The sequence below is a fragment of the Streptomyces mashuensis genome (assembly GCF_014654785.1).
Taxonomy (GTDB): domain Bacteria; phylum Actinomycetota; class Actinomycetes; order Streptomycetales; family Streptomycetaceae; genus Streptomyces; species Streptomyces mashuensis.
Map to the genome: position 1 here is coordinate 116828 of NZ_BNBD01000006.1, position 19868 is coordinate 136695.

The following is a 19868-nucleotide window of genomic DNA, read 5'->3' on the forward strand; positions in this document are numbered from 1 at the left end:
GGCGCCCCTGACAAGCGTCACAGACGGCTGTCTTATACAAGCGTCATAGACAAGCGTTTAAGACGCTTGTATGGTCGTGACCATGACGACGCACGCCGGCCCGGCCCTCGCCGGGCGCAGGGAGTGGACGGCCTTCACCGTCCTCCTCCTGCCGCTTCTCCTGGTCTCCATGGACGTCTCCGTCCTCTTCTTCGCGATCCCCTCCATCAGCGAATCGCTGCACGTCACCGGCGCGCAGCAGCTGTGGATCTTCGACATCTACGCGTTCGCGCTGTCCGGGCTGCTGATCACCATGGGCTCGCTGGGCGACCGCATCGGCCGCCGCAAGCTGCTGCTCGCCGGTGCCGCGGCGTTCGGTGCGGCCTCGGTCGCCGCGGCGTACGCGCCGAACGCGCCGATGCTCATCGCGGCCCGCGCCGTGCTCGGCATCGGCGGCGCCACGCTGATGCCCAGCACGATGGCGCTGGTCCGCGAGATGTTCCGGGACGACCGGCAGCGGTCCAAGGCCATCGGCATCTGGTCCGGCGTCATGGCCGGCGGCATCGCCCTGGGTTCCGTGCTGGGCGGCCTGCTGCTGGAGCACTTCTGGTGGGGCTCGGTCTTCCTCGTCAACGTGCCGGCCATGGCCCTGCTGCTGGTGCTCGCCCCGTTCCTCGTGCCCGAGTCGAAGAACCCGGCGCCGGGCCGCTTCGACCTGCTGTCCGTGCCGCTGTCGATGGCGGCGGTGCTGCCGGTGACGTACGGCATGAAGCGGATCGCCGCGGACAACGCGGTGGACGCCGTCGCGGCCGGGACCATCGCCGCCGGCCTGCTCGTCGGCTGGGTCTTCGTCCGCCGGCAGCGCCGCCACCCGCACGCGCTGCTCGGCCGGGACCTGTTCCGGCACCGCCTCTTCGGCGCCGGCATCACCGTCAACACGATCGCCGCCTTCGGCATGATGGGGTCCAGCTTCTTCACCACGCAGTACCTCCAGGGCGTCCTCGGCAAGGGCCCGCTGGAGGCGGCGCTGTGGAGCATCGCGCCGTCCGTGGCCATCGGCACGGCCGGCCCGGTGGCGACCGCCGTCGCCCAGCGCGTGCAGAAGGCGTACGTCATCGCCGCCGGCTTCGTCGTCGCGGCCGCCGGCTTCGGCCTGCTGGCCCTGGCCGGGCCGGACGACCTGTGGACCACGCTGATCGCGGCGGCCGTCGTGGGCTGCGGCATCATCACTGTCATGGCGCTGGTCTCCGACCTCGCCCTGAGCACGACGCCGGTGGCCAAGGCCGGCACGGCCGCGTCCCTGCTGGAGTCGGGCCAGGAGTTCGGCGGCGCGCTGGGCATGGCCGTCTTCGGCTCCGTCGGCACGGCGGTCTACCGCGCCGACGTCCCGCCCGCCCTCCCCGCGGACCTGCCGCGCCCGGCCGCCGACGCGGCGGCCGAAACGCTCGGCCAGGCGGTCGGCGCGGCCCGCGCCCTGCCCGGCACCCTGGCCGACACGGTCCTCACGGCGGCCCGCGACGCCTTCGTGCACGGGATGCACGTGGCGGCGGTGGCCGGCGGGGTGGTCTTCCTCCTGGCGTCGGCCCTGGCGGCCAGGACCCTGCGGACGAGCGAGCGGCGGGCCGACGCGACGACGGAGCCGAGGGAACCGGCGGGCGTGACCCGCTGAACGGGCGGTACGAGCAGGTGCCGCCGTCTCACCCGGCGGCACCGCCGTCCCCGCCGTGCCCGTGCGCCCCGCAGCCCACCAGCCGTTCCAGGCCGAACTCCAGCGCCCCCTCCAGGCCCGCCGGTTCCGCCCCCTCCCCCAGACGCAGGGCCAGACCGCGCAGCAGCGCCGTGACCGAGGCCGTCAGGGGGGTGTCGTCCGACGGTGGAGGCGTCGCCACCAGCCAAGGGTGACGGCGGTAGAGCTCCCATTGCCGGCGGGCCACCGCCCCCGGGCACGCGGCGCGGTCGGGCGCCTCGGCGCGAACCGTCTCCGCCATCAGCACCAGCAGCCCCGCCTTCCCCGGCACATGGCGGTACAGCATCATCGTCGGCACGCCCAGCGCCGCCGCCAGCGACCGCATCGACAGGGCCGCCGAACCGCGCGCGTCGGCGATCGCGATCGCCGTCCGCACCACCTGCTCCCGGGTCAGCGCCACCCGCGCCCGGGGCCGCCGGCCGCGGCGCGGCGCACCGTCCGTGGCCACCAGCGTGCCGACCCCCGGCACCGTGCGAACCAGACCCTCCTCCCGGAGGACCGCCAGGGCCCTGCCGGCCGTGGCCATGGCCACGCCCCACTCCTGCGTGATGCGGCGCGTGGACGGGACCTTCTCCCCCGGCCCGAGCTCGCCCGAGGCGATACGGGCACGTAACTCCGCGGCGATGCGCAGATAGTCCATAGCGGGTAGTTTCATGGCGGGACGAACGAAAACACAGCCCCGGTCGGTAGTCCGGGCGCCCGCGGTCCCCGCGGGTCAGTAACCTCCCTCCCAGGGTGTCCGGTTCGTCCCTCCGCACCACAACCATGGGAGGAACGATGCCGAGCACGTTCAGCGTGTTCTTCGACGACCCCTTCTGGGTCGGCGTCCTGGAGGTCCACGACGGCGACGGCGTCCGCGCGGCGCGGCACGTCTTCGGCGGCGAACCGACGGGGCCCGAGCTGGAGGAGTTCGTCCGGCGGGACTTCGGCCCGCTGCTCGACACCGCGCTCGCCGCGCCGGTGGTCACCGCGGACCGCGTGCCGCGGCCCCGCCGGGGGAACGCCAAGCGGGCGGCGCGTGCCGCCGCCCGCGAGCAGGCGGGACGGCCGGTGACGACCGCCGCGCAGGACGCGCTGCGGGAGGCGTTCGAGCGGACGACGTCGGAGAACCGCGCGGCGGCCAAGCGACGGCAGGCAGCGGAGGCGGAACAGCGGCGCGCACTGGCCCGTGCCAAGGCACGGGCCCGGCACCGCGGGCGGTGACGTACCGTTCGTGGAACAGCACGGCGGCCGGGACCCTCGGGTCCCGGCCGCCGTGCTGTTCGCCGGTCGGCTCAGGTCAGGTCGACCGCACGGGCGTACGCCGCACCGATCTCGGCGGCGATCTCCGCCAGCACCGGCGCCGGCACGGCCTCGTCGACGGTGAGGGCGACCAGCGCCTCGCCCGCCTCGACCGTCCGCGACACCTGCATCCCGGCGATGTTGATGCCCGCGGCGCCCAGGACGCGGCCGATCGTGCCGACGACGCCCGGCCGGTCGGCGTAGCGCAGGAACGCCATGTGCTCGGCCAGGGCCAGGTCCACGTCGTGGTCGCCGACGGCGACGATCTTCTGCAGGTGCTTGGGGCCGGCCAGGGTGCCGGAGACGGCGACCTCGCCGCCGGCGGCGAGCGTGCCGCGGACGGTGACCACGTTGCGGTGGTCGGGGGACTCCGAGCCGGTGGTGAGCCGTACCTCCACGCCGCGCTCCTGGGCGAACAGGGGGGCGTTGACGTACGACACCGTCTCGTCGACGACGTCCTCGAAGACGCCCTTGAGCGCGGAGAGTTCGAGCACCTTCACGTCGTGCTGGGTGAGCTCGCCGTACACCTCGACGTCCAGCCGCACCGCGACCTCGCCGGCCAGCGCGGTGAAGATCCGGCCCAGCTTCTCGGCCAGCGGCAGCGCAGGCTTGACGTCCTCGGCGATGACACCGCCCTGCACGTTGACCGCGTCGGGCACCAGCTCACCGGCCAGCGCGAGCCGCACCGACCGGGCGACCGCGAGGCCCGCCTTCTCCTGCGCCTCGCCGGTGGAGGCGCCCAGGTGCGGGGTGGCGACCACATTGTCGAACTCGAAGAGCGGCGAGTCGGTGCACGGCTCGACGGCGTAGACGTCGAGGCCGGCGCCGGCGACCCGGCCCTCCTTGAGCGCGGCGGCGAGCGCCTCCTCGTCCACGATGCCGCCGCGGGCGGCGTTGACGATGCGGACGGCCGGCTTGACCTTGCGCAGCGCCTCGTCGCCGATGAGGCCGACCGTCTCGGGGGTCTTCGGCAGGTGGACGGTGATGAAGTCGGAGGCCGCCAGCAGCTCGTCCAGCGTCACCAGCCGCACGCCCATCTGCGCGGCGCGGGCGGGCTGCACGTACGGGTCGTACGCGACGATCTTCATGCCGAAGGCCGCCATGCGCTGGGCGACGAGCACGCCGATGCGGCCCAGGCCCACCACGCCGAGGGTCTTCTCGGACAGCTCCACGCCGGTGTACTTCGACCGCTTCCACTCGCCGCGCTTGAGGGCGGCGTCGGCCTGCGGGATGTTGCGGGCGGTGGCGATCAGCAGGCCGCAGGCCAGCTCGGCGGCGGTGACGATGTTGGAGGTGGGGGCGTTGACGACCATCACGCCGGCCTTGGTGGCGGCGGCCACGTCGACGTTGTCCAGGCCCACGCCGGCCCGCGCGACCACCCGCAGCCGTTTGGCGGCGGCGATGGCCTCGGCGTCGATGCGCGTGGCCGAGCGCACCAGGACCGCGTCGACGTCGGCGATCGCGGGGAGCAGCGCGGTGCGGTCGGCGCCGTCGCAGTGCCGGATCTCGAAGTCGGGGCCGAGGGCGTCCACGGTGGCGGGCGAGAGTTCTTCGGCGATGAGTACGACGGGCTTGCGAGGCGAAGCAGTGCTCACGTGGTTCAGTCCTCTACTGTCCTTCGCCGACGGCCGTCCCGACGGCCGAAGGCGGTGAAGGGGGGCAGCCGCGTGGAAGACGCACGACGCTGTGAGCCTGACGCGTATGTGCTCCGCAGTGTAACGGCGCCCGGGAGCGCGTGGGGAGGGAACGCCCGCGGGGCCGCGGCGGATGCCGCGGCCCCGCGGGCGGGAGCTCACTCCTTGTCGTCGACCCAGCTCATCAGCTTGCGCAGCTTCTTGCCGGTGGTCTCGAGGAGGTGGTCCTCGTCGGCCTTCTTGTACTCGTTGTACTTCGGCAGGCCGGCCTCGTACTCCTTCATCCAGTTCTTGGCGAAGGTGCCGTCCTGGATCTCGCCGAGGACCTTCTTCATCTCGGCCTTGGTGGCGTCGGTGACGATGCGGGGGCCGGTGACGTAGTCGCCCCACTCGGCGGTCTCGGAGACCGACCAGCGCATCTTCTCCAGGCCGCCCTCGTACATGAGGTCCACGATGAGCTTGAGCTCGTGCAGGCACTCGAAGTACGCGATCTCGGGCTGGTAGCCGGCCTCGACCAGGGTCTCGAAGCCCGCCTTGACCAGGGCGGAGGCGCCACCGCAGAGGACGGCCTGCTCGCCGAAGAGGTCGGTCTCGGTCTCCTCGGTGAACGTCGTCTTGATGACGCCGGCGCGGGTGCCGCCGATGGCCTTGGCGTAGGAGAGGGCGAGCGCGAAGGCGCCACCGGTGGCGTCCTGCTCGACGGCGGCGATGCACGGCACGCCGCGGCCCTCCTCGTACTGACGGCGCACCAGGTGGCCGGGGCCCTTGGGGGCGACCATGCAGACGTCGACGCCGGCCGGGGGCTTGATGAAGCCGAAGCGGATGTTGAAGCCGTGGCCGAAGAAGAGGGCGTCGCCGTCCTTCAGGTGCTCCTTGACCGACTCCTCGTAGACCTTGGCCTGGACCGGGTCCGGCACCAGGATCATGATGACGTCGGCCTCGGCGGCGGCCTCGGCGGGGGTGACGACGCGCAGGCCCTGCTCCTCGGCCTTCACGCGGGACGTGGAGGCCTCCGGCAGGCCCACGCGGACGTCGACGCCCGAGTCGCGGAGCGACAGCGCGTGGGCGTGGCCCTGGCTGCCGTAGCCGAGGACAGCGACCTTGCGGCGCTGGATGAGGGAGAGGTCGGCGTCGTTGTCGTAGAAGAGCTCGGCGGCCACGTGGGATATCTCCTTGTTTCCGGTCGTTCCGGTGTGGGTCCCACCGTATGACGGGCGGGACGGGTGGGGTTCGGGTGGTCTGCGGTCCGGCCGTCAGGCCGAGCGGTCGAGCGCGCGCAGGCTGCGGTCGGTGATGGAGCGGGCGCCGCGTCCTATGGCGATCGTGCCGGACTGCACCAGTTCCTTGATGCCGAACGGCTCGAGCATCCTCAGCATGGCGCCGAGCTTGTCGCCGCTGCCGGTGGCCTCGATGGTGACGGCCTCGGGGGCGACGTCGACGGTCTTGGCGCGGAAGAGCTGGACGATCTCCACGATCTGGGAGCGGGTCTCGTTGTCGGCGCGCACCTTCACGAGGACGAGCTCGCGCTGGACCGCGGCGCTCTCCTCCAGCTCGACGATCTTCAGCACGTTGACGAGCTTGTTGAGCTGCTTGGTGACCTGCTCCAGGGGGAGCGTCTCGACGTTGACGACGATGGTGATGCGTGAGATGTCGGGGTGCTCGGTCACGCCGACGGCGAGCGAGTCGATGTTGAAGCCGCGCCGGGAGAACAGTGCGGCGACCCGGGCGAGGATGCCGGGGGTGTTCTCCACCAGGACGGAGAGCGTGTGCTTGGTCATGGCCCTTGGCCTTCTTCCCTCTCGGTCTCGTGCTGCGGCGTCAGTCGGCGTCGATGCCGTCGAAGTCCGGGCGCACGCCGCGGGCCGCGAAGATCTCGTCGTTGGAGGTGCCGGCGGCGACCATGGGCCAGACCATGGCGTCCTGGTGGACGATGAAGTCCACGACGACGGGCCGGTCGTTGATGGCGTTGGCCTCGGCGATGACCTTGTCCAGGTCGGCGGGGTCCTCGCAGCGCAGGCCCACGCAGCCCATGGCCTCGGCGAGCTTGACGAAGTCGGGGACGCGGGTGCCGGCGGCGGGGGCGGGGGTGCCGTGGTCCCCGGGGCCGGAGTGCAGGACGGTGTTGGAGTACCGCTGGTCGTAGAAGAGCGTCTGCCACTGGCGGACCATGCCCAGGGCGCCGTTGTTGATGATGGCGACCTTGACGGGCAGGTTGTTGAGTGCGCAGGTGACCAGCTCCTGGTTGGTCATCTGGAAGCAGCCGTCGCCGTCCACGGCCCACACGGTGCGCTCGGGGGCGCCGGCCTTGGCGCCCATGGCGGCGGGCACGGCGTAGCCCATGGTGCCGGCGCCGCCGGAGTTGAGCCAGGTGCGGGGGCGTTCGTAGCCGATGAAGTGGGCGGCCCACATCTGGTGCTGGCCGACGCCGGCGGTCCAGATGGTGTCCTCGGGGGCGAGCTGTCCCAGGCGCTGGATGACGCGCTGCGGGGAGAGGCTGCCGTCCTCGGGGTCGTCGTAGCCGAGGGGGTAGGTGGCGCGCCAGCGGTCGAGGTCCGCCCACCACTCGGTGTAGTCGCCGCGGTGGCCCTCGGCGTGCTCGGCCTGGACGGCGACGATGAGGTCGGCCAGGACCTCGCGGGCGTCGCCGACGATCGGCACGTCGGCGGTGCGGTTCTTGCCGATCTCGGCGGGGTCGATGTCGGCGTGGACGATCTTTGCGTGCGGGGCGAAGGACTCGAGCCGGCCGGTGACGCGGTCGTCGAAGCGGGCGCCGAGGGCGACGATGAGGTCGGCCTTCTGGAGCGAGGTGACGGCGGCGACGGAGCCGTGCATGCCGGGCATGCCCAGGTGCTGCGGGTGGCTGTCGGGGAAGGCGCCGAGGGCCATCAGGGTGGTGGTGACGGGGGCGCCGGTGAGCTCGGCGAAGACCTTGAGCTCGGCGGTGGCGTCGGCCTTGAGCACGCCGCCGCCGACGTAGAGCACCGGGCGCCGGGACTGGGTGATGAGCCGGGCGGCCTCGCGGATCTGCTTGGAGTGCGGCTTGGTGACGGGCCGGTAGCCGGGCAGGTCGGTGTGCGGCGGCCAGGAGAAGGTGGTCATCGACTGGAGGGCGTCCTTGGCGATGTCCACCAGCACCGGGCCGGGCCGGCCGGTGGAGGCGACGTGGAAGGCCTCGGCGATCGTCCGGGGGATCTCGGCGGCGTCGGTGACCAGCCAGTTGTGCTTGGTGATCGGCATGGTGATGCCGCAGATGTCCGCCTCCTGGAAGGCGTCCGTGCCGATCGACTTGGAGGCGACCTGGCCGGTGATGGCCACCAGGGGGACGGAGTCCATGTGCGCGTCGGCGATGGGCGTGACCAGGTTGGTGGCGCCGGGGCCGGAGGTGGCCATGCAGACGCCGACCTTGCCGGTGGCCTGGGCGTAGCCGGTGGCCGCGTGGCCGGCGCCCTGCTCGTGGCGGACGAGGACGTGGCGGACCTTCGAGGAGTCCATCAGGGGGTCGTAGGCCGGGAGGATCGCACCACCGGGGATGCCGAAGACGATCTCCGCCCCCACCTCCTCCAGGGAGCGGATGAGGGACTGCGCGCCGGTGACGTGCTCGACGGGGGAGGGTGTCTGGGCGCCGCTGCGGGGCCGCGGCTGCGGATGATGGGCCCCGGTGGCCTGCTCTGTCATCGACATTCTCTTCTCGAAGGATGGTCCGGGTGGGACGGAATCGGCGGGGTTCCGGGCGGCGGGACCCGGGTCCGGGAAACAAAAAACCCCTCGTGCCGGGAGGCAAGCGAGGGGAGCGCGCCGGGGAGGTCAGCGGGGCCGGTCGTACGGCCCGCTTCAGCCGACGCGCTGTCCAAGTACGAGAATTCGGGTGCGCATGGCATCGACCCTCCCTCCGGCGGACATCCAGTGTCAAGCGGGTGGGACGGGCGTCTCATTATTTGAGCGCAATGGAGCATGTGCCAGGGCTCCGGGTCCACCCACCGCACCGGATCGTACGGGCAGTGCGCCGCCCACGAGGACTTGTTGCCCCTCGTTGGCCTGATCGTTCGGCAATGTGTACGGGCCGGAGTCGAGGGCGTGCCGCAGCCGGTGCTCGTCGAGGGCGCCGGCGAAGGCCAGGCCCTGGCCATGGGTGCAGCCCATCGCGCGCAGGGCGCGGACCTGCTCGGGGCCGTCGACGCCCTCGGCCACGGACTCCATGCCCAGGTCGGTGGCGATGCGCAGCAACCCGGCGGTGATCTTGTGCAGCCGGGCGGATTCGGCCACGCCGTCGACCAGGCCGCGGTCGAGCTTGAGGACGTCGATGGGGAGCCGGCGCAGGGCGCTCATGGCGGCGTATCCGCTGCCGAAGCCGTCGAGGGCGACACGGACGCCGAAGCGGCGCAGGGAGACGAGCCGGCGCTCCAGCTCGTCCAGGGGCAGCCGCGGGTCGCTGCCGGTGAGCTCCAGGACGAGGGAGCCGGAGGGCAGGTCGTGGCGGAGGATGAGGGCCTCGATGTCCTTGGCGGGCAGCGACTTGTCGACCAGCCGGGCGGCGGGCAGACGGACGTGGACGGGCACGGGGTGACCGGCGGCGCACCGGCGGGCGGCCTGTTCGGCGGCCTTCTCCAGCGTCCAGCGGCCCAGTTCGGCGGTGCGTACCGTCTCGTCCGTGCGGTCCCTTTCGGCCACGCGCAGGAATTCGTCCGGGGTGAAGAGGATGCCCTGGGCGGAGCGCCAGCGGGCCTGGGCGGAGACGGCGGTGATGCGGCCGGTGGCCAGGTCGACGACGGGCTGGTGCAGCAGGGCGAACTGGCCGTCGTGCAGCGCGGTGCGCAGCCGGGTGGCGAGCTCGGCGCGGCGGACGACGTCGTCCTGCATCTGGGGCGCGTACAGCTCGACGCGGCCCTTGCCGGCCTGCTTGGCGCGGTACATGGCCAGGTCGGCGTTGCGCATGAGGGTGCCGGGGGTGATGCCGGGCTCGGCGAAGGCGACGCCGATGCTGGCGGCGACGCGGACCTCGGTGCCTCCTTCGACCAGGTAGGGCTGGGAGAGGGTGACGCGCAGCCGGTCGGCGATCTCCAGGATGCGGTACTCGCGGGCGGCGGGGTCGCGGGTGCCGTCGCCGAGGATGAGCGCGGCGAACTCGTCGCCGCCGAAGCGGGCGGTGGAGTCGCCGGCGCGCACGGAGTCCTGGAGCCGGCGGGCGGCCTGGACCAGCAGTTCGTCGCCGGCCTGGTGGCCGACGGTGTCGTTGACGGCCTTGAAGCCGTCGAGGTCGATGAAGAGCACGGCGGTGCCGGCGTCGGTCACTCTGCGGCCGCTGAGGGCCTGCTGGACGCGCTTGGTGAACAGGGCGCGGTTGGGCAGGTCGGTGAGCGGGTCGTGCTCGGCGGTGTGCTGCAACTGGGCCTGGAGCCGGACGCGTTCGGTGACGTCGCGGCTGTTGAAGATCAGGCCGCCGTGGTGGCGGTTGACGGTGGACTCCACGTTGAGCCACTCGCCGTTGCCGGAGCGGAAGCGGCACTCGATGCGCGTGGCGGGCTCCTCGGAGGGCGGTGCGGCCAGGAAGCGGCGTACTTCGTGCACCACGCGCCCGAGGTCCTCGGGGTGGATGAGGGAGGCCAGCTCGGAGCCGACGAGTTCCTCGGCGTCGCGCCCGTAGACCCCGGCGGCGGCGGGGCTGACGTAGCGCAGTATGCCGGTGGGTGCGGCGATCATGATGACGTCGCTGGAGCCCTGCACCAGGGAGCGGAAGTGGTTCTCCTTCTGCGCCAGTTCCTGGGTGAGGGAGATGTTGTCCAGCAGCATGATGCCTTGGCGGACGACGAGGGCGAGGACGACGGTGCAGCCGGTGAAGAGCACCACGCGGTCGACGTGGTGGCCGTCGAGGACGTTGTACAGGATGCCCAGCGTGCAGACGGCGGCGGCCAGGTACGGGGTGAGGGCGGCGAGGGAGCCGGCGATGGGCCGGCCGGCGTTCTGCGGGACGGGGCGGCCGCGGCCGCCGGCGGTCTCGCCGTTCCCCTCGCGGGCCACCCAGGGCGCGTACGCCATGAGCATGTAGCCGGCGAACCAGCCGGCGTCGAGGATCTGGCCGGAGCGGTAGTGGACGCGCAGCAGCGGGGAGGTGAACAGGGCGTCGCACAGCACCGTCAGGGCGAGCGCCGCGATGGCGGTGTTGATGGCCGAGCGGTTGGCGGAGGACCGCCGGAAGTGCAGGGCCAGCACCATGGACACCAGCACGATGTCCAGCAGCGGGTAGGCCAGGGAGAGCGCGACGTGCGCCACGGCCTCGCCGGCGAAGTGCGCGGTGTGGGCGAGGGCCAGGCTCCAGGAGAGGGTCAGCAGCGAGCCGCCGATGAGCCAGGAGTCCAGGGCCAGGCACACCCAGCCGGCGCGGGTGACGGGCCGGCGGGCCAGCACCAGCAGGCCGATGATGGCGGGCGGCGCGAAGAGCAGGAAGCAGAAGTCGGCGGGCGACGTGGCGGGGACGTCGCTGCGCAGGACGACCTCGTACCAGCCCCAGATGGCGTTGCCGAAGCCGGCCATGGCGGAGGACGCGGCGAACAGCAGCCAGGCCGGGCGGAACCGGGTGCCGTGCGTGCGCCCGTACCAGAAGCAGGAGATCGCGGCCAGGCAGGCCGCGCCGCTCAGCCCGAAGTCGCCCATGACCTTGGCCATGCGGGCCGAGCCCCAGCCGAAGGCGGCGCCCGTGGCGTAACCCCCGCACAGGACCGCGAGGAAGAGCTGCGGGAACACGCCCGGACCGGTGGCGGGGGCGGGCCGGCGGGGCAGGGCCGCTCCGGACGCGCTCACCGCGTCGCCGTCCCGGGTCGTGGTCCCTGCCCCCGCCGCGTCGGGTTGATCGTCCATTGGCCGTGCATCGCCCGTCGCCCCCCTCGAGTTCCGGTACTTCGCTGCGCCGGTTCGGTGCGCGGAGCAGCCCCCGTCGGGACGATACACCAGGATCGTCACTCAGGGACATAGCTCATATACACTGCGTAATCGACGAGGGGGCTCCGGACACGCTGTGCAGTCGGACCGTGCCCGAGCGTGGTAAAGGGCGTGCTCAGCGGGCGGTGACGACGACGTTCCGCAGGGGCTCCTCCCGTACGAATCTGGTCAGTTGGTCGCGCAGCAGGGCCTCGGCGCGGGGCCGGAAGGCCGACGACGGGCCGCCCACATGCGGGGTGATCAGCACGCCCGGTGCCGCCCACAGCGGGTGCCCGGCGGGCAGCGGCTCGGGGTCGGTGACGTCGAGCGCGGCCAGCAGCCGGCCCGTGGTGAGCTCGGCGAGCAGCGCCTCCGTGTCGACCACGGGCCCGCGTGCGACGTTCACCAGCAGCGCGCCGTCCTTCATCCGCGCGAGGAAGCCGGCGTCCACCAGGCCGCGGGTCTCCTCGGTCAGCGGGGTCACGACGATCACCACGTCGGCGCCCGGCAGCAGCTCCGGCAGGTCGGTGACCGCGTGCACCGGACCCCGTGCTGCCGTACGCCGGGAGCGCGCGACGCGCACCACCCGCGCGCACTCAAAGGCCGCGAGCCGGTCCTCCACGGCGGCGCCGATCGAGCCGTAGCCCAGGATCAGCACCTCCTTGTCCGCCAGCGCGGGCCGGAACTCCGGCCGCCACTCCCCCGCGCCCTGCGCCCGCACGAACCCCGGAACGCCCCGCAGCGAGGCCAGGACCAGCGTCAGCGCCAGTTCGGCGGTGCTCGCGTCGTGCAGCCCGCGCGCGTTGCACAGCCGCGCGCCCGGCGGCAGCAGCGGCACCGACGGCAGCAGGTCGTCCACGCCCGCCATGAGGGCCTGCATCACCCGCAGCCGCCGCATCTCCGGCAGCGGCCGCGTGGTCACCGCGACCGGCTGCATGTACGGCACGGCGTAGAAGACGCACCGGGCCGGGTCGGTGGGGTAGTCGGGGCCGCCGTCCCAGTGGGCGTACTCCAGTTCCGCGGGGAGCCCGGGGATCTCCTCCGGAGGGATCGGCAGCCAGGCCAGGGGACGGCCGCCACCGCTGTGATCTGCGCTCATGCCTGGAGGCTATGCGAAAGGGCGGTGGGACCAGAGGTTAGTTTGGGGCGCGCGGAGCGGGCGGGACAACGGGAGGAAGCAACCGGTGGAGCGCAGGACAGTCGGTGCGGCGGCGCTGGAGGTGGGCGCGGTCGGCCTCGGGTGCATGCCCATGCACTGGGCCTACAGCGCCTCCCAGCAGAGCGGGGAGCGCGCCCTGCGCGCGATACACGCCGCCCTCGACGCGGGCACCAGCCTGCTGGACACCGCCGACATGTACGGGCCCTTCACCAACGAGCTGCTGCTGGGGCGGGTGCTGCGGGAGAGGCGCCCGGAGGCGTTCGTCTCCACCAAGTGCGGCCTGCTCGTGGGCGACCAGCACATCGTCGCCAACGGCCGCCCCGCCTACGTCCGCCGGGCCTGCGACGCCTCGCTGCGCCGGCTCCAGACCGACGTCATCGACCTCTACCAGCTGCACCGCCCCGACCCCGAGGTGCCCGTGGAGGAGACCTGGGGCGCGATGGCCGAGCTGGTCGCGGCCGGCAAGGTGCGCGCGCTGGGGTGGTGCGCGATGGGGGCGCGCGCCCAGCGCGGCTACGGCGCGGGCGCGGGCATGTACGACGCGACGATCCGGCAGCTGGAGCGCGTCCAGCAGGTCTTCCCGGTCGGCTGCGTCCAGGCCGAGCTGTCGGTGTGGTCCCGGGAGGCGCTCGACCGGCTCGTGCCGTGGTGCGCCTCGCGCGGCGTGGGCGTGCTGGCCGCGATGCCTCTGGGGAACGGTTTCCTCACCGGCACCCTCACCCCCGGCCAGGGCTTCGAGCCGGAGGACGTGCGGGCCCGCCACCCGCGCTTCACCGCCGAGATGATGGCGGCCAACCAGCCCATAGTGGCGGGCCTGCGGCGCGTCGCGCGGCGGCACGACGCCACGCCCGCCCAGGTGGCGCTGGCCTGGGTGCTGGCGCAGGGCCGGCACGTGGTGCCGGTGCCCGGCACCAAGCGGCCGGAGTGGGCGGTGGAGAACGCCGCGGCCGCCGGACTGCGGCTCACCCCGCAGGACTTGACGGAGATCGCCACGCTGCCCGCGGCGCTGGGTTCCTGGGACTGAGGGCCCGGACCCGTGTATCAAGGAGGGTGACCGCGCCCGTACCGGCGAAGGGACCCCCGTGCGACGACGCCCGGCCGCCGTTCTCTGCGCCCTCCTGCTCGCCACGACCGGTGTGATCAGCGGCTGTTCGGACAGTGGCGGGCACCCCTCCGGGCCGTCCGGCTCCGCCTCGGCGGGCACCCCGGCCCACGGCCCGGTGGAGGTGCGGCGCACGGTCGCGACGCAGCTGGACTCGCCCTGGGGCGTGGCGGAGCTGCCCGGCGGCGACCTGCTCGTGGGCTCCCGGAACACCGGCCGGGTCACGCACGTCGCGGTGCGCGACGGCCGCCAGGAGACGCTCGGCACCGTCCCCGGCGTCGCCGCGTCCGGCGAGGGCGGTCTGCTGGGGCTGGCCCTCTCCCCCGGCTACGCCTCCGACCACGCCCTGTACGCGTACCTGACCACCGCCTCCGACAACCGCGTGGTGCGGATGCCGGTGGACGAGGGCGCCCCCGAGGGCCGGCGCCTGGGCGCGCCGCGCGTGGTGGTGGACGGCATCCCCAAGGGCGAGGTGCACAACGGCGGGCGGATCGCCTTCGGGCCGGACGGCATGCTGTACGCGGGCACCGGCGAGAGCGGGCACCGCGACCTGGCGCAGGACCGTTCCTCCCTGGGCGGCAAGATCCTCCGCATGACGCCCGACGGCCGCCCCGCGCCCGGGAACCCCGGCCCGTCCTCGCTCGTGTACTCCTGGGGGCACCGCAATGTGCAGGGCCTGGCGTGGGACGCGGACAAGCGGCTGTGGGCCGCGGAGTTCGGGCAGGACACCTGGGACGAGCTCAACCTGATCGAGCCGGGCCGGAACTACGGCTGGCCGCGTGTGGAGGGCGTCGCGCACCGCGCGGGCTTCACCGACCCCGTCGTGCAGTGGCGGCCCGCCGACGCCTCCCCCAGCGGGCTCGCCTACGCGGACGGCGCGCTGTGGCTGGCGGCGCTGCGGGGCGAGCGGCTGTGGCGCGTCCCGCTGCCCAGGGGAGGAGCGGCGGAAACAACGGGGCCGCCCGAGGCGTTCCTCAAGGGGACCTACGGCCGGCTGCGCACCGTCGTGGCGGCGGCGGCCGGCGGCCTGTGGCTGACCACGAGCAACACCGACGGCCGGGGCGATCCACGCCCCGGCGACGACCGCCTGCTGCGGCTGGCGACCGGCTGAGAGGCCGGCCGGAAGGGACGGGAGAGGCGGATGTTCAACGCGATAGAGGAGTTGTTCGCACCGGGCCGCCGGCACACCGAGGACGAGCGCAACAAGCTCGAACTCGTCCGCGACGACGTCGGCGACGGCGATCCGGCCGCGGGCCCGGTCGACCTCGACTCGGGCCGCGTCGTCATACGGCCGCCGGCTCCTCGCGCCGCTCCGTGACCGCGGCCGGGCCGGGCACCTGCTCCGGTCCGGTCCGCCCGGTCCCCGCCGGAAGGGGTTCGGCCGGCTCGATGCTCAGGCGCGGCAGGCGCCGCTCCAGCCAGCCGGGCAGCCACCAGTTGGCCCGGCCCAGCAGGTGCATCAGCGCGGGCACGAGCAGCGTGCGCAGCACGAACGCGTCCAGGGCCACGGCCGTGGCCAGGCCGATGCCGAACATGGCGATCACGCGGTCGCCGCTGAGCACGAACGCCAGGAACACCGAGATCATGATGACCGCCGCGGAGTTGATCACACGGCTGGTCTCGGCCAGGCCCACCCGGACCGCGCGCCGGTTGTCGCCGGACGCCAGCCACTCCTCGTACATCCGGCTGACCAGGAAGACCTGGTAGTCCATGGAGAGGCCGAAGAGGACGGAGACCATCACCACCGGCAGGAACGGCTCGACGGGTCCCGCGCGGCCCAGGCCGAGCAGTTCGCTGCCCCAGCCCCACTGGAACACGGCCACGACGACACCGAAGGACGAGGCGACGGCGGCGATGTTCATCACGGCCGCCTTCAGCGGTATGCCGATGCTGCGGAACGCCAGGAGCAGCAGCACGCAGCCCAGGGCCACCACGGTGCCCACGAACCACGGCAGCTTGCCGAGGATGACGGCGGCGAAGTCGTCGTAGGCGGCGGTGAGGCCGCCCACCCGCACCTCCGTCCCGGTGCCGTGGGTGGCCCGCGGCAGGACGTGGGTGCGCAGGCGGTCCACGAGGTCGCTGGTGGCGCGGGACTGCGGCGAGGTGGTGGGGACGACGGTGAGGACACCGGTGTCCCCGCTGCCGCTCAGGGTCACCGGGCTCACGGCGGCCACGCCGGGCGTGTGCCGGAGCGTGTCGGGCAGACGCTGGAAGGCCAGCCGCTCGGCGGCGCCGTCCAGCGGGGCGACGAGCGTCAGCGGCCCGTTGACGCCGGGACCGAAGCCCGCGGCCAGCAGGTCGTACGCCTGCCGGGTCGTGGCGCTGCGCGGCGCGCTGCCCTGGTCGGAGGTGCCCAGGTGGAGGGCGGACGTGGGCAGCGCCAGCAGCAGCATCACGCCGGCGGCCACGGCGCCCAGCTTGCGGGGGTGCCGCTCGACGAACGCCGCCCAGCGCGCGGCGGGACCCGTGGGGGGCTCCTCCGGCGCCGGGCCGCCCTCGGCCAGGCGCAGCCGCTCGCGGCGGCCCAGGGCGCGCTGCCCGATGTACGAGAGCAGCGCCGGCAGCAGCGTCACCGACGCGGCCACGGTCAGCACGACGGTCAGGGACGCGGCGACGGCCACGCCGGTGAGGAAGTCGAGGCGCAGCACGAGCATGCCCAGCAGGGCCACGCACACGGTGCCGCCGGCGAAGACGACGGCGCGCCCGGTGGTGGCGACGGCGCGTTCCGCGGCGAGCGGCACGGGCAGGCCGGCGCGCAGGCCCTTGCGGTGGCGGGTGACGATGAACAGGGCGTAGTCGATGCCGACGCCGAGGCCGATGAGGGTGCCCAGCATGGGGGCGAAGTCGGCGACGTGCATGAGGTGGCCGAGCAGGCTCGTGGCCATGGCGGCGGTGCCGACGCCGACGAGGGCGGTGGCGATGGGCAGCAGACTGGCGGCGAGCGAGCCGAAGACGAGGAGGAGGACGACGGCCGCGACGACCAGGCCGACGATCTCGCTGAGGTGGCTGCCGGTGCTCTGCCCGGCGGCCACGGCGCTGCCGCCGACCGCGACGTCCAGCCCGTCGCCGGCGGCGGCGCGGGCGGCCTTCACCACGCGGGCGACCTGGTCCGCACCGGGGGTGCCGGTGAAGGTCAGCGGGGCGTAGGCGGTGTGCCGGTCGGGGCTGATGCGGCCCTGTCCGGTGCCGGCGTACCGGCCGCCGTACGGGCTGTCGACGCCGGCCACTCCGGGGAGGGCGGCCACCTCGCGCAGCACGGCGGTCATGCGCTGCTCGACGGCGGCGGCGCGGACGGTTCCGGAGGTGGTGTGCCAGACGATGCGGTCGTCGCCGCCCTGGCCGGGGAAGGCGCGCTCCAGCAGGGCGGTGGCGCGGGCCGATTCGGTGCCGGGGACGCCGTAGTCGGCGGAGTAGGCGCTGCCGGCGGCGGTCGCGGCGGCGGTGGTGCCCAGGAGGGCCGCCAGCCACAGGAGGACGACGGCGAGGCGGCGGCGCAGGCACCACCGGGCAAGAGAGGTCATCACCGGTCCACCGATTCCCCGGGTATCGAACGCGTCGATACAGCCGGGAAAACGACCCGTGCCGTCCGACCGCTGGGCAGCTGGGCGAGGGCGCGTCCGAGGGGTCGGTGCGGGCCCGTCGCCCTACTGTGGCAGCCGGAAAAGATCCTTTGTCCTCTTTGTGGGTGACACCACACGGACGGGAGGAATGCGCGGGACTCCCGGGGTCAGTGGAAGCCGCGCCAGTCGTGCGCCACGTCGACGACGACGTGGTCGCCGCTCTGGAAGACGCGGAACGGCAGCCGCGCCCGGACCCCGAGGCCCACCTGGGTGTCGCCCTCGAAGCTGCCGGCGAAGCGGGTGTCGCGGAAGGTGCGGTAGCCGGAGACGTCGACGCCGGGCAGCGGTTCCTTCACCTTGCCGTCGTAGGTGGGCCGGCCGGTGGCGGGGTCGTAGCCGGGCGCGGCCACGCGGACTTCGAGGACCGCGCCGCCGCCCACCGGGATCACGTCGCCGGAGCCGTCCTGGCGCAGGGCGTCGACGTAGCGGACGTGGTAGCCGATGGGGCCGCCGGTGTGCGGGCCCAGCACGTCGAAGACGATGCGGTCGTAGCAGGCGTGCCGGCCGGTTCTGACGTCCCGCAGCGGCCTGTAGTCGGTGGTGGTGCTCGCCTTGGGGAGGCTTCCCCAGCCGGCGGCGCACGCCTCGGCGCGCGCGGCCGCCGATGCCGTCACCGGTGCCGTTCCCGCCGCAGCCGTAGCGGCCGGCAGCGTCGCCGCCAGTCCGGCGCCTGCCAGCAGGAGTGCCGCCCGTTGCACGATCGACCGTCGCATTGCTACCCCCAGCCTCTGGTGCGGGCGCATGGCGGGCCCGCTGTCGCGATCCTGCCGGACCGTTCCTCCCGAGGGGAGCGGTACCGGCAAAATCCGGCCAACAGGGGACATACCCAGCAGGATTGACGGCAAAGACGGCACAGGGGCCGCCCCTCCGGAGAGGGACGGCCCCTGTCGCCGTGTTGACGGCCGCGTCAGCCCTCGACGCCGAGCTTCTCCAGGATCAGCTCGCGCACGCGCGCCGCGTCGGCCTGGCCACGGGTGGCCTTCATGACCGCGCCGACGAGCGCACCCGCCGCGGCGACCTTGCCGCCGCGGATCTTGTCCGCGATGGCGGCGTTGGCGGCGATGGCCTCGTCCACGGCGGTGCCCAGGGCACTGTCGTCGGACACCAGCTTCAGGCCGCGCTTCTCCACGACCTCGTCCGGCTCGCCCTCGCCGGCCAGCACGCCCTCGAACACCTGGCGGGCCAGCTTGTCGTTGAGCGAACCGTCGGCGACGAGCGCGGCGATCCGGGCGACCTGCGCCGGGGTGACCGGCAGCGCCGAGAGGGCCACGCCCTCCTCGTTGGCGCGGCGGGCCAGCTCGCCCATCCACCACTTGCGGGCGGCGGCGGAGTCGGCACCGGCCTCGATGGTGGCCTCGATCAGGTCGACGGCACCGGCGTTGAGGATCGACTGCATGTCGTGCTGCGAGACGCCCCACTCCTCGCGCAGCCGGTTGCGGCGGACGCGCGGCAGCTCGGGCAGGCCCTTGCGCAGCTCCTCCACCCACGCGCGCGCGGGCGCGACCGGCACCAGGTCCGGCTCGGGGAAGTAGCGGTAGTCCTCGGCCTCTTCCTTGATGCGGCCGGAGGTGGTGGAGCCGTCGTCCTCGTGGAAGTGACGGGTCTCCTGCACGATCGTGCCGCCGGAGGTCAGGACCGCCGCGTGGCGCATGATCTCGTAGCGGGTGGCGCGCTCGACGGACCGCAGCGAGTTGACGTTCTTCGTCTCGGAGCGCGTGCCGAACCGGTCGGCGCCCTTCGGCATCAGCGACAGGTTGACGTCGCAGCGCATCTGGCCCATCTCCATGCGGGCCTCGGAGACGCCCAGGGAACGGATCAGCTCGCGCAGCTCGGCGACGTACGCCTTGGCGACCTCGGGGGCGCGCTCGCCGGCACCGGTGATCGGCTTGGTGACGATCTCGATCAGCGGGATGCCGGCCCGGTTGTAGTCGAGCAGGGAGTGGGACGCGCCGTGGATACGGCCCGTGGCACCGCCCACGTGCGTGGACTTGCCGGTGTCCTCCTCCATGTGGGCGCGCTCGATCTCCACGCGGAAGATCTCGCCGTCCTCCAGCTGGACGTCCAGGTAGCCGTTGAAGGCGATCGGCTCGTCGTACTGCGAGGTCTGGAAGTTCTTCGGCATGTCCGGATAGAAGTAGTTCTTCCGGGCGAAGCGGCACCACTCGGCGATCTCGCAGTGCAGCGCGAGACCGATCTTGATGGCGGACTCCACGCCGGCCGCGTTGACGACCGGGAGGGAGCCGGGCAGGCCGAGGCAGGTGGGGCAGGTCTGCGAGTTGGGCTCGGCGCCCAGTGCGGTGGAGCACCCGCAGAACATCTTGGTCTTGGTGCCGAGCTCGACGTGCACCTCGAGACCCATGACGGGCTCGAAGGTCGCCAGCGCGTCCTCGTACGACACCAGTTCAGTGACGGTCACGGAAATTTACCTCTCAGT

The 19868-nt window shown here is 73.3% G+C and carries 15 protein-coding genes; 5 read left to right on the top strand and 10 right to left on the bottom strand.

What is annotated here, in order from left to right:
• The first annotated feature begins 82 nt into the window (after positions 1-82).
• The gene (locus IE305_RS17000) at positions 83-1648 is read left to right on the top strand and encodes an MFS transporter (protein ID WP_229891085.1); all 1566 of its coding nucleotides are present in this window, start codon (positions 83-85) and stop codon (positions 1646-1648) included.
• A gap of 28 nt (positions 1649-1676) precedes the next feature.
• Here IE305_RS17000 and IE305_RS17005 read toward each other — a convergent pair whose 3' ends face one another.
• Positions 1677-2381: a GntR family transcriptional regulator gene (locus tag IE305_RS17005; RefSeq protein WP_229891087.1), complete on the bottom strand. Its 705-nt coding sequence runs from the start codon at positions 2379-2381 to the stop codon at positions 1677-1679.
• Positions 2382-2503: 122 nt separating this feature from the next.
• Between IE305_RS17005 and IE305_RS17010 the strand changes: the two genes are divergently transcribed.
• The gene (locus IE305_RS17010; protein ID WP_190130453.1) at positions 2504-2929 is read left to right on the top strand and encodes a YjdF family protein; all 426 of its coding nucleotides are present in this window, start codon (positions 2504-2506) and stop codon (positions 2927-2929) included.
• A gap of 71 nt (positions 2930-3000) precedes the next feature.
• Here the strand turns inward: IE305_RS17010 and serA are convergent, their stop codons facing one another.
• The 6 genes from serA to IE305_RS17040 all read right to left on the bottom strand — a co-directional run bounded on the left by serA (position 3001) and on the right by IE305_RS17040 (position 12652).
• Positions 3001-4602: a phosphoglycerate dehydrogenase gene (serA, locus tag IE305_RS17015; RefSeq protein ID WP_190130454.1), complete on the bottom strand. Its 1602-nt coding sequence runs from the start codon at positions 4600-4602 to the stop codon at positions 3001-3003.
• A gap of 197 nt (positions 4603-4799) precedes the next feature.
• Positions 4800-5801: a ketol-acid reductoisomerase gene (gene ilvC / locus IE305_RS17020; protein ID WP_190130455.1), complete on the bottom strand. Its 1002-nt coding sequence runs from the start codon at positions 5799-5801 to the stop codon at positions 4800-4802.
• A 93-nt stretch (positions 5802-5894) separates the two neighbouring features.
• The gene (ilvN, locus tag IE305_RS17025) at positions 5895-6419 is read right to left on the bottom strand and encodes an acetolactate synthase small subunit (RefSeq protein WP_190130456.1); all 525 of its coding nucleotides are present in this window, start codon (positions 6417-6419) and stop codon (positions 5895-5897) included.
• A 40-nt stretch (positions 6420-6459) separates the two neighbouring features.
• On the bottom strand, positions 6460-8322 hold the full coding sequence (locus tag IE305_RS17030) for an acetolactate synthase large subunit (protein ID WP_190130457.1): 1863 nt from the start codon (positions 8320-8322) through the stop codon (positions 6460-6462).
• A gap of 225 nt (positions 8323-8547) precedes the next feature.
• On the bottom strand, positions 8548-11493 hold the full coding sequence (locus IE305_RS17035; protein ID WP_190130458.1) for a putative bifunctional diguanylate cyclase/phosphodiesterase: 2946 nt from the start codon (positions 11491-11493) through the stop codon (positions 8548-8550).
• A gap of 196 nt (positions 11494-11689) precedes the next feature.
• Positions 11690-12652 carry a 2-hydroxyacid dehydrogenase gene (locus tag IE305_RS17040; protein ID WP_190130459.1) on the bottom strand — a complete coding sequence of 321 codons (963 nt, stop codon included), beginning with the start codon at positions 12650-12652 and terminating at the stop codon, positions 11690-11692.
• An 85-nt stretch (positions 12653-12737) separates the two neighbouring features.
• On the opposite strand from IE305_RS17040, the gene IE305_RS17045 reads away from it, so the two are divergent.
• Genes IE305_RS17045 through IE305_RS17055 form a run of 3 tightly spaced genes read left to right on the top strand, consistent with a single transcriptional unit; the run spans position 12738 to position 15132 of the window.
• Positions 12738-13736 carry an aldo/keto reductase gene (locus IE305_RS17045; RefSeq protein WP_190130460.1) on the top strand — a complete coding sequence of 333 codons (999 nt, stop codon included), beginning with the start codon at positions 12738-12740 and terminating at the stop codon, positions 13734-13736.
• A gap of 58 nt (positions 13737-13794) precedes the next feature.
• Positions 13795-14925: a PQQ-dependent sugar dehydrogenase gene (locus IE305_RS17050; protein WP_229891089.1), complete on the top strand. Its 1131-nt coding sequence runs from the start codon at positions 13795-13797 to the stop codon at positions 14923-14925.
• Positions 14926-14955: 30 nt separating this feature from the next.
• Positions 14956-15132 carry a DUF6191 domain-containing protein gene (locus IE305_RS17055; protein ID WP_190130461.1) on the top strand — a complete coding sequence of 59 codons (177 nt, stop codon included), beginning with the start codon at positions 14956-14958 and terminating at the stop codon, positions 15130-15132.
• Here IE305_RS17055 and IE305_RS17060 read toward each other — a convergent pair.
• From IE305_RS17060 to gatB, 3 genes are all read right to left on the bottom strand, one after another.
• Entirely contained in the window at positions 15098-17335 is a 2238-nt protein-coding gene (locus tag IE305_RS17060; protein WP_190130462.1) for an MMPL family transporter, read from the bottom strand. The two genes, IE305_RS17055 and IE305_RS17060, sit on opposite strands and share 35 nt — an antisense overlap.
• Before the next feature lie 206 nt (positions 17336-17541).
• A complete protein-coding gene (locus IE305_RS17065; protein WP_229891091.1) occupies positions 17542-18147 on the bottom strand; it encodes an AMIN-like domain-containing (lipo)protein in 606 nt (201 codons plus the stop codon).
• 194 nt (positions 18148-18341) lie between these two features.
• Positions 18342-19850: an Asp-tRNA(Asn)/Glu-tRNA(Gln) amidotransferase subunit GatB gene (gene gatB, locus IE305_RS17070; RefSeq protein WP_373311657.1), complete on the bottom strand. Its 1509-nt coding sequence runs from the start codon at positions 19848-19850 to the stop codon at positions 18342-18344.
• Positions 19851-19868: the final 18 nt, after the last annotated feature.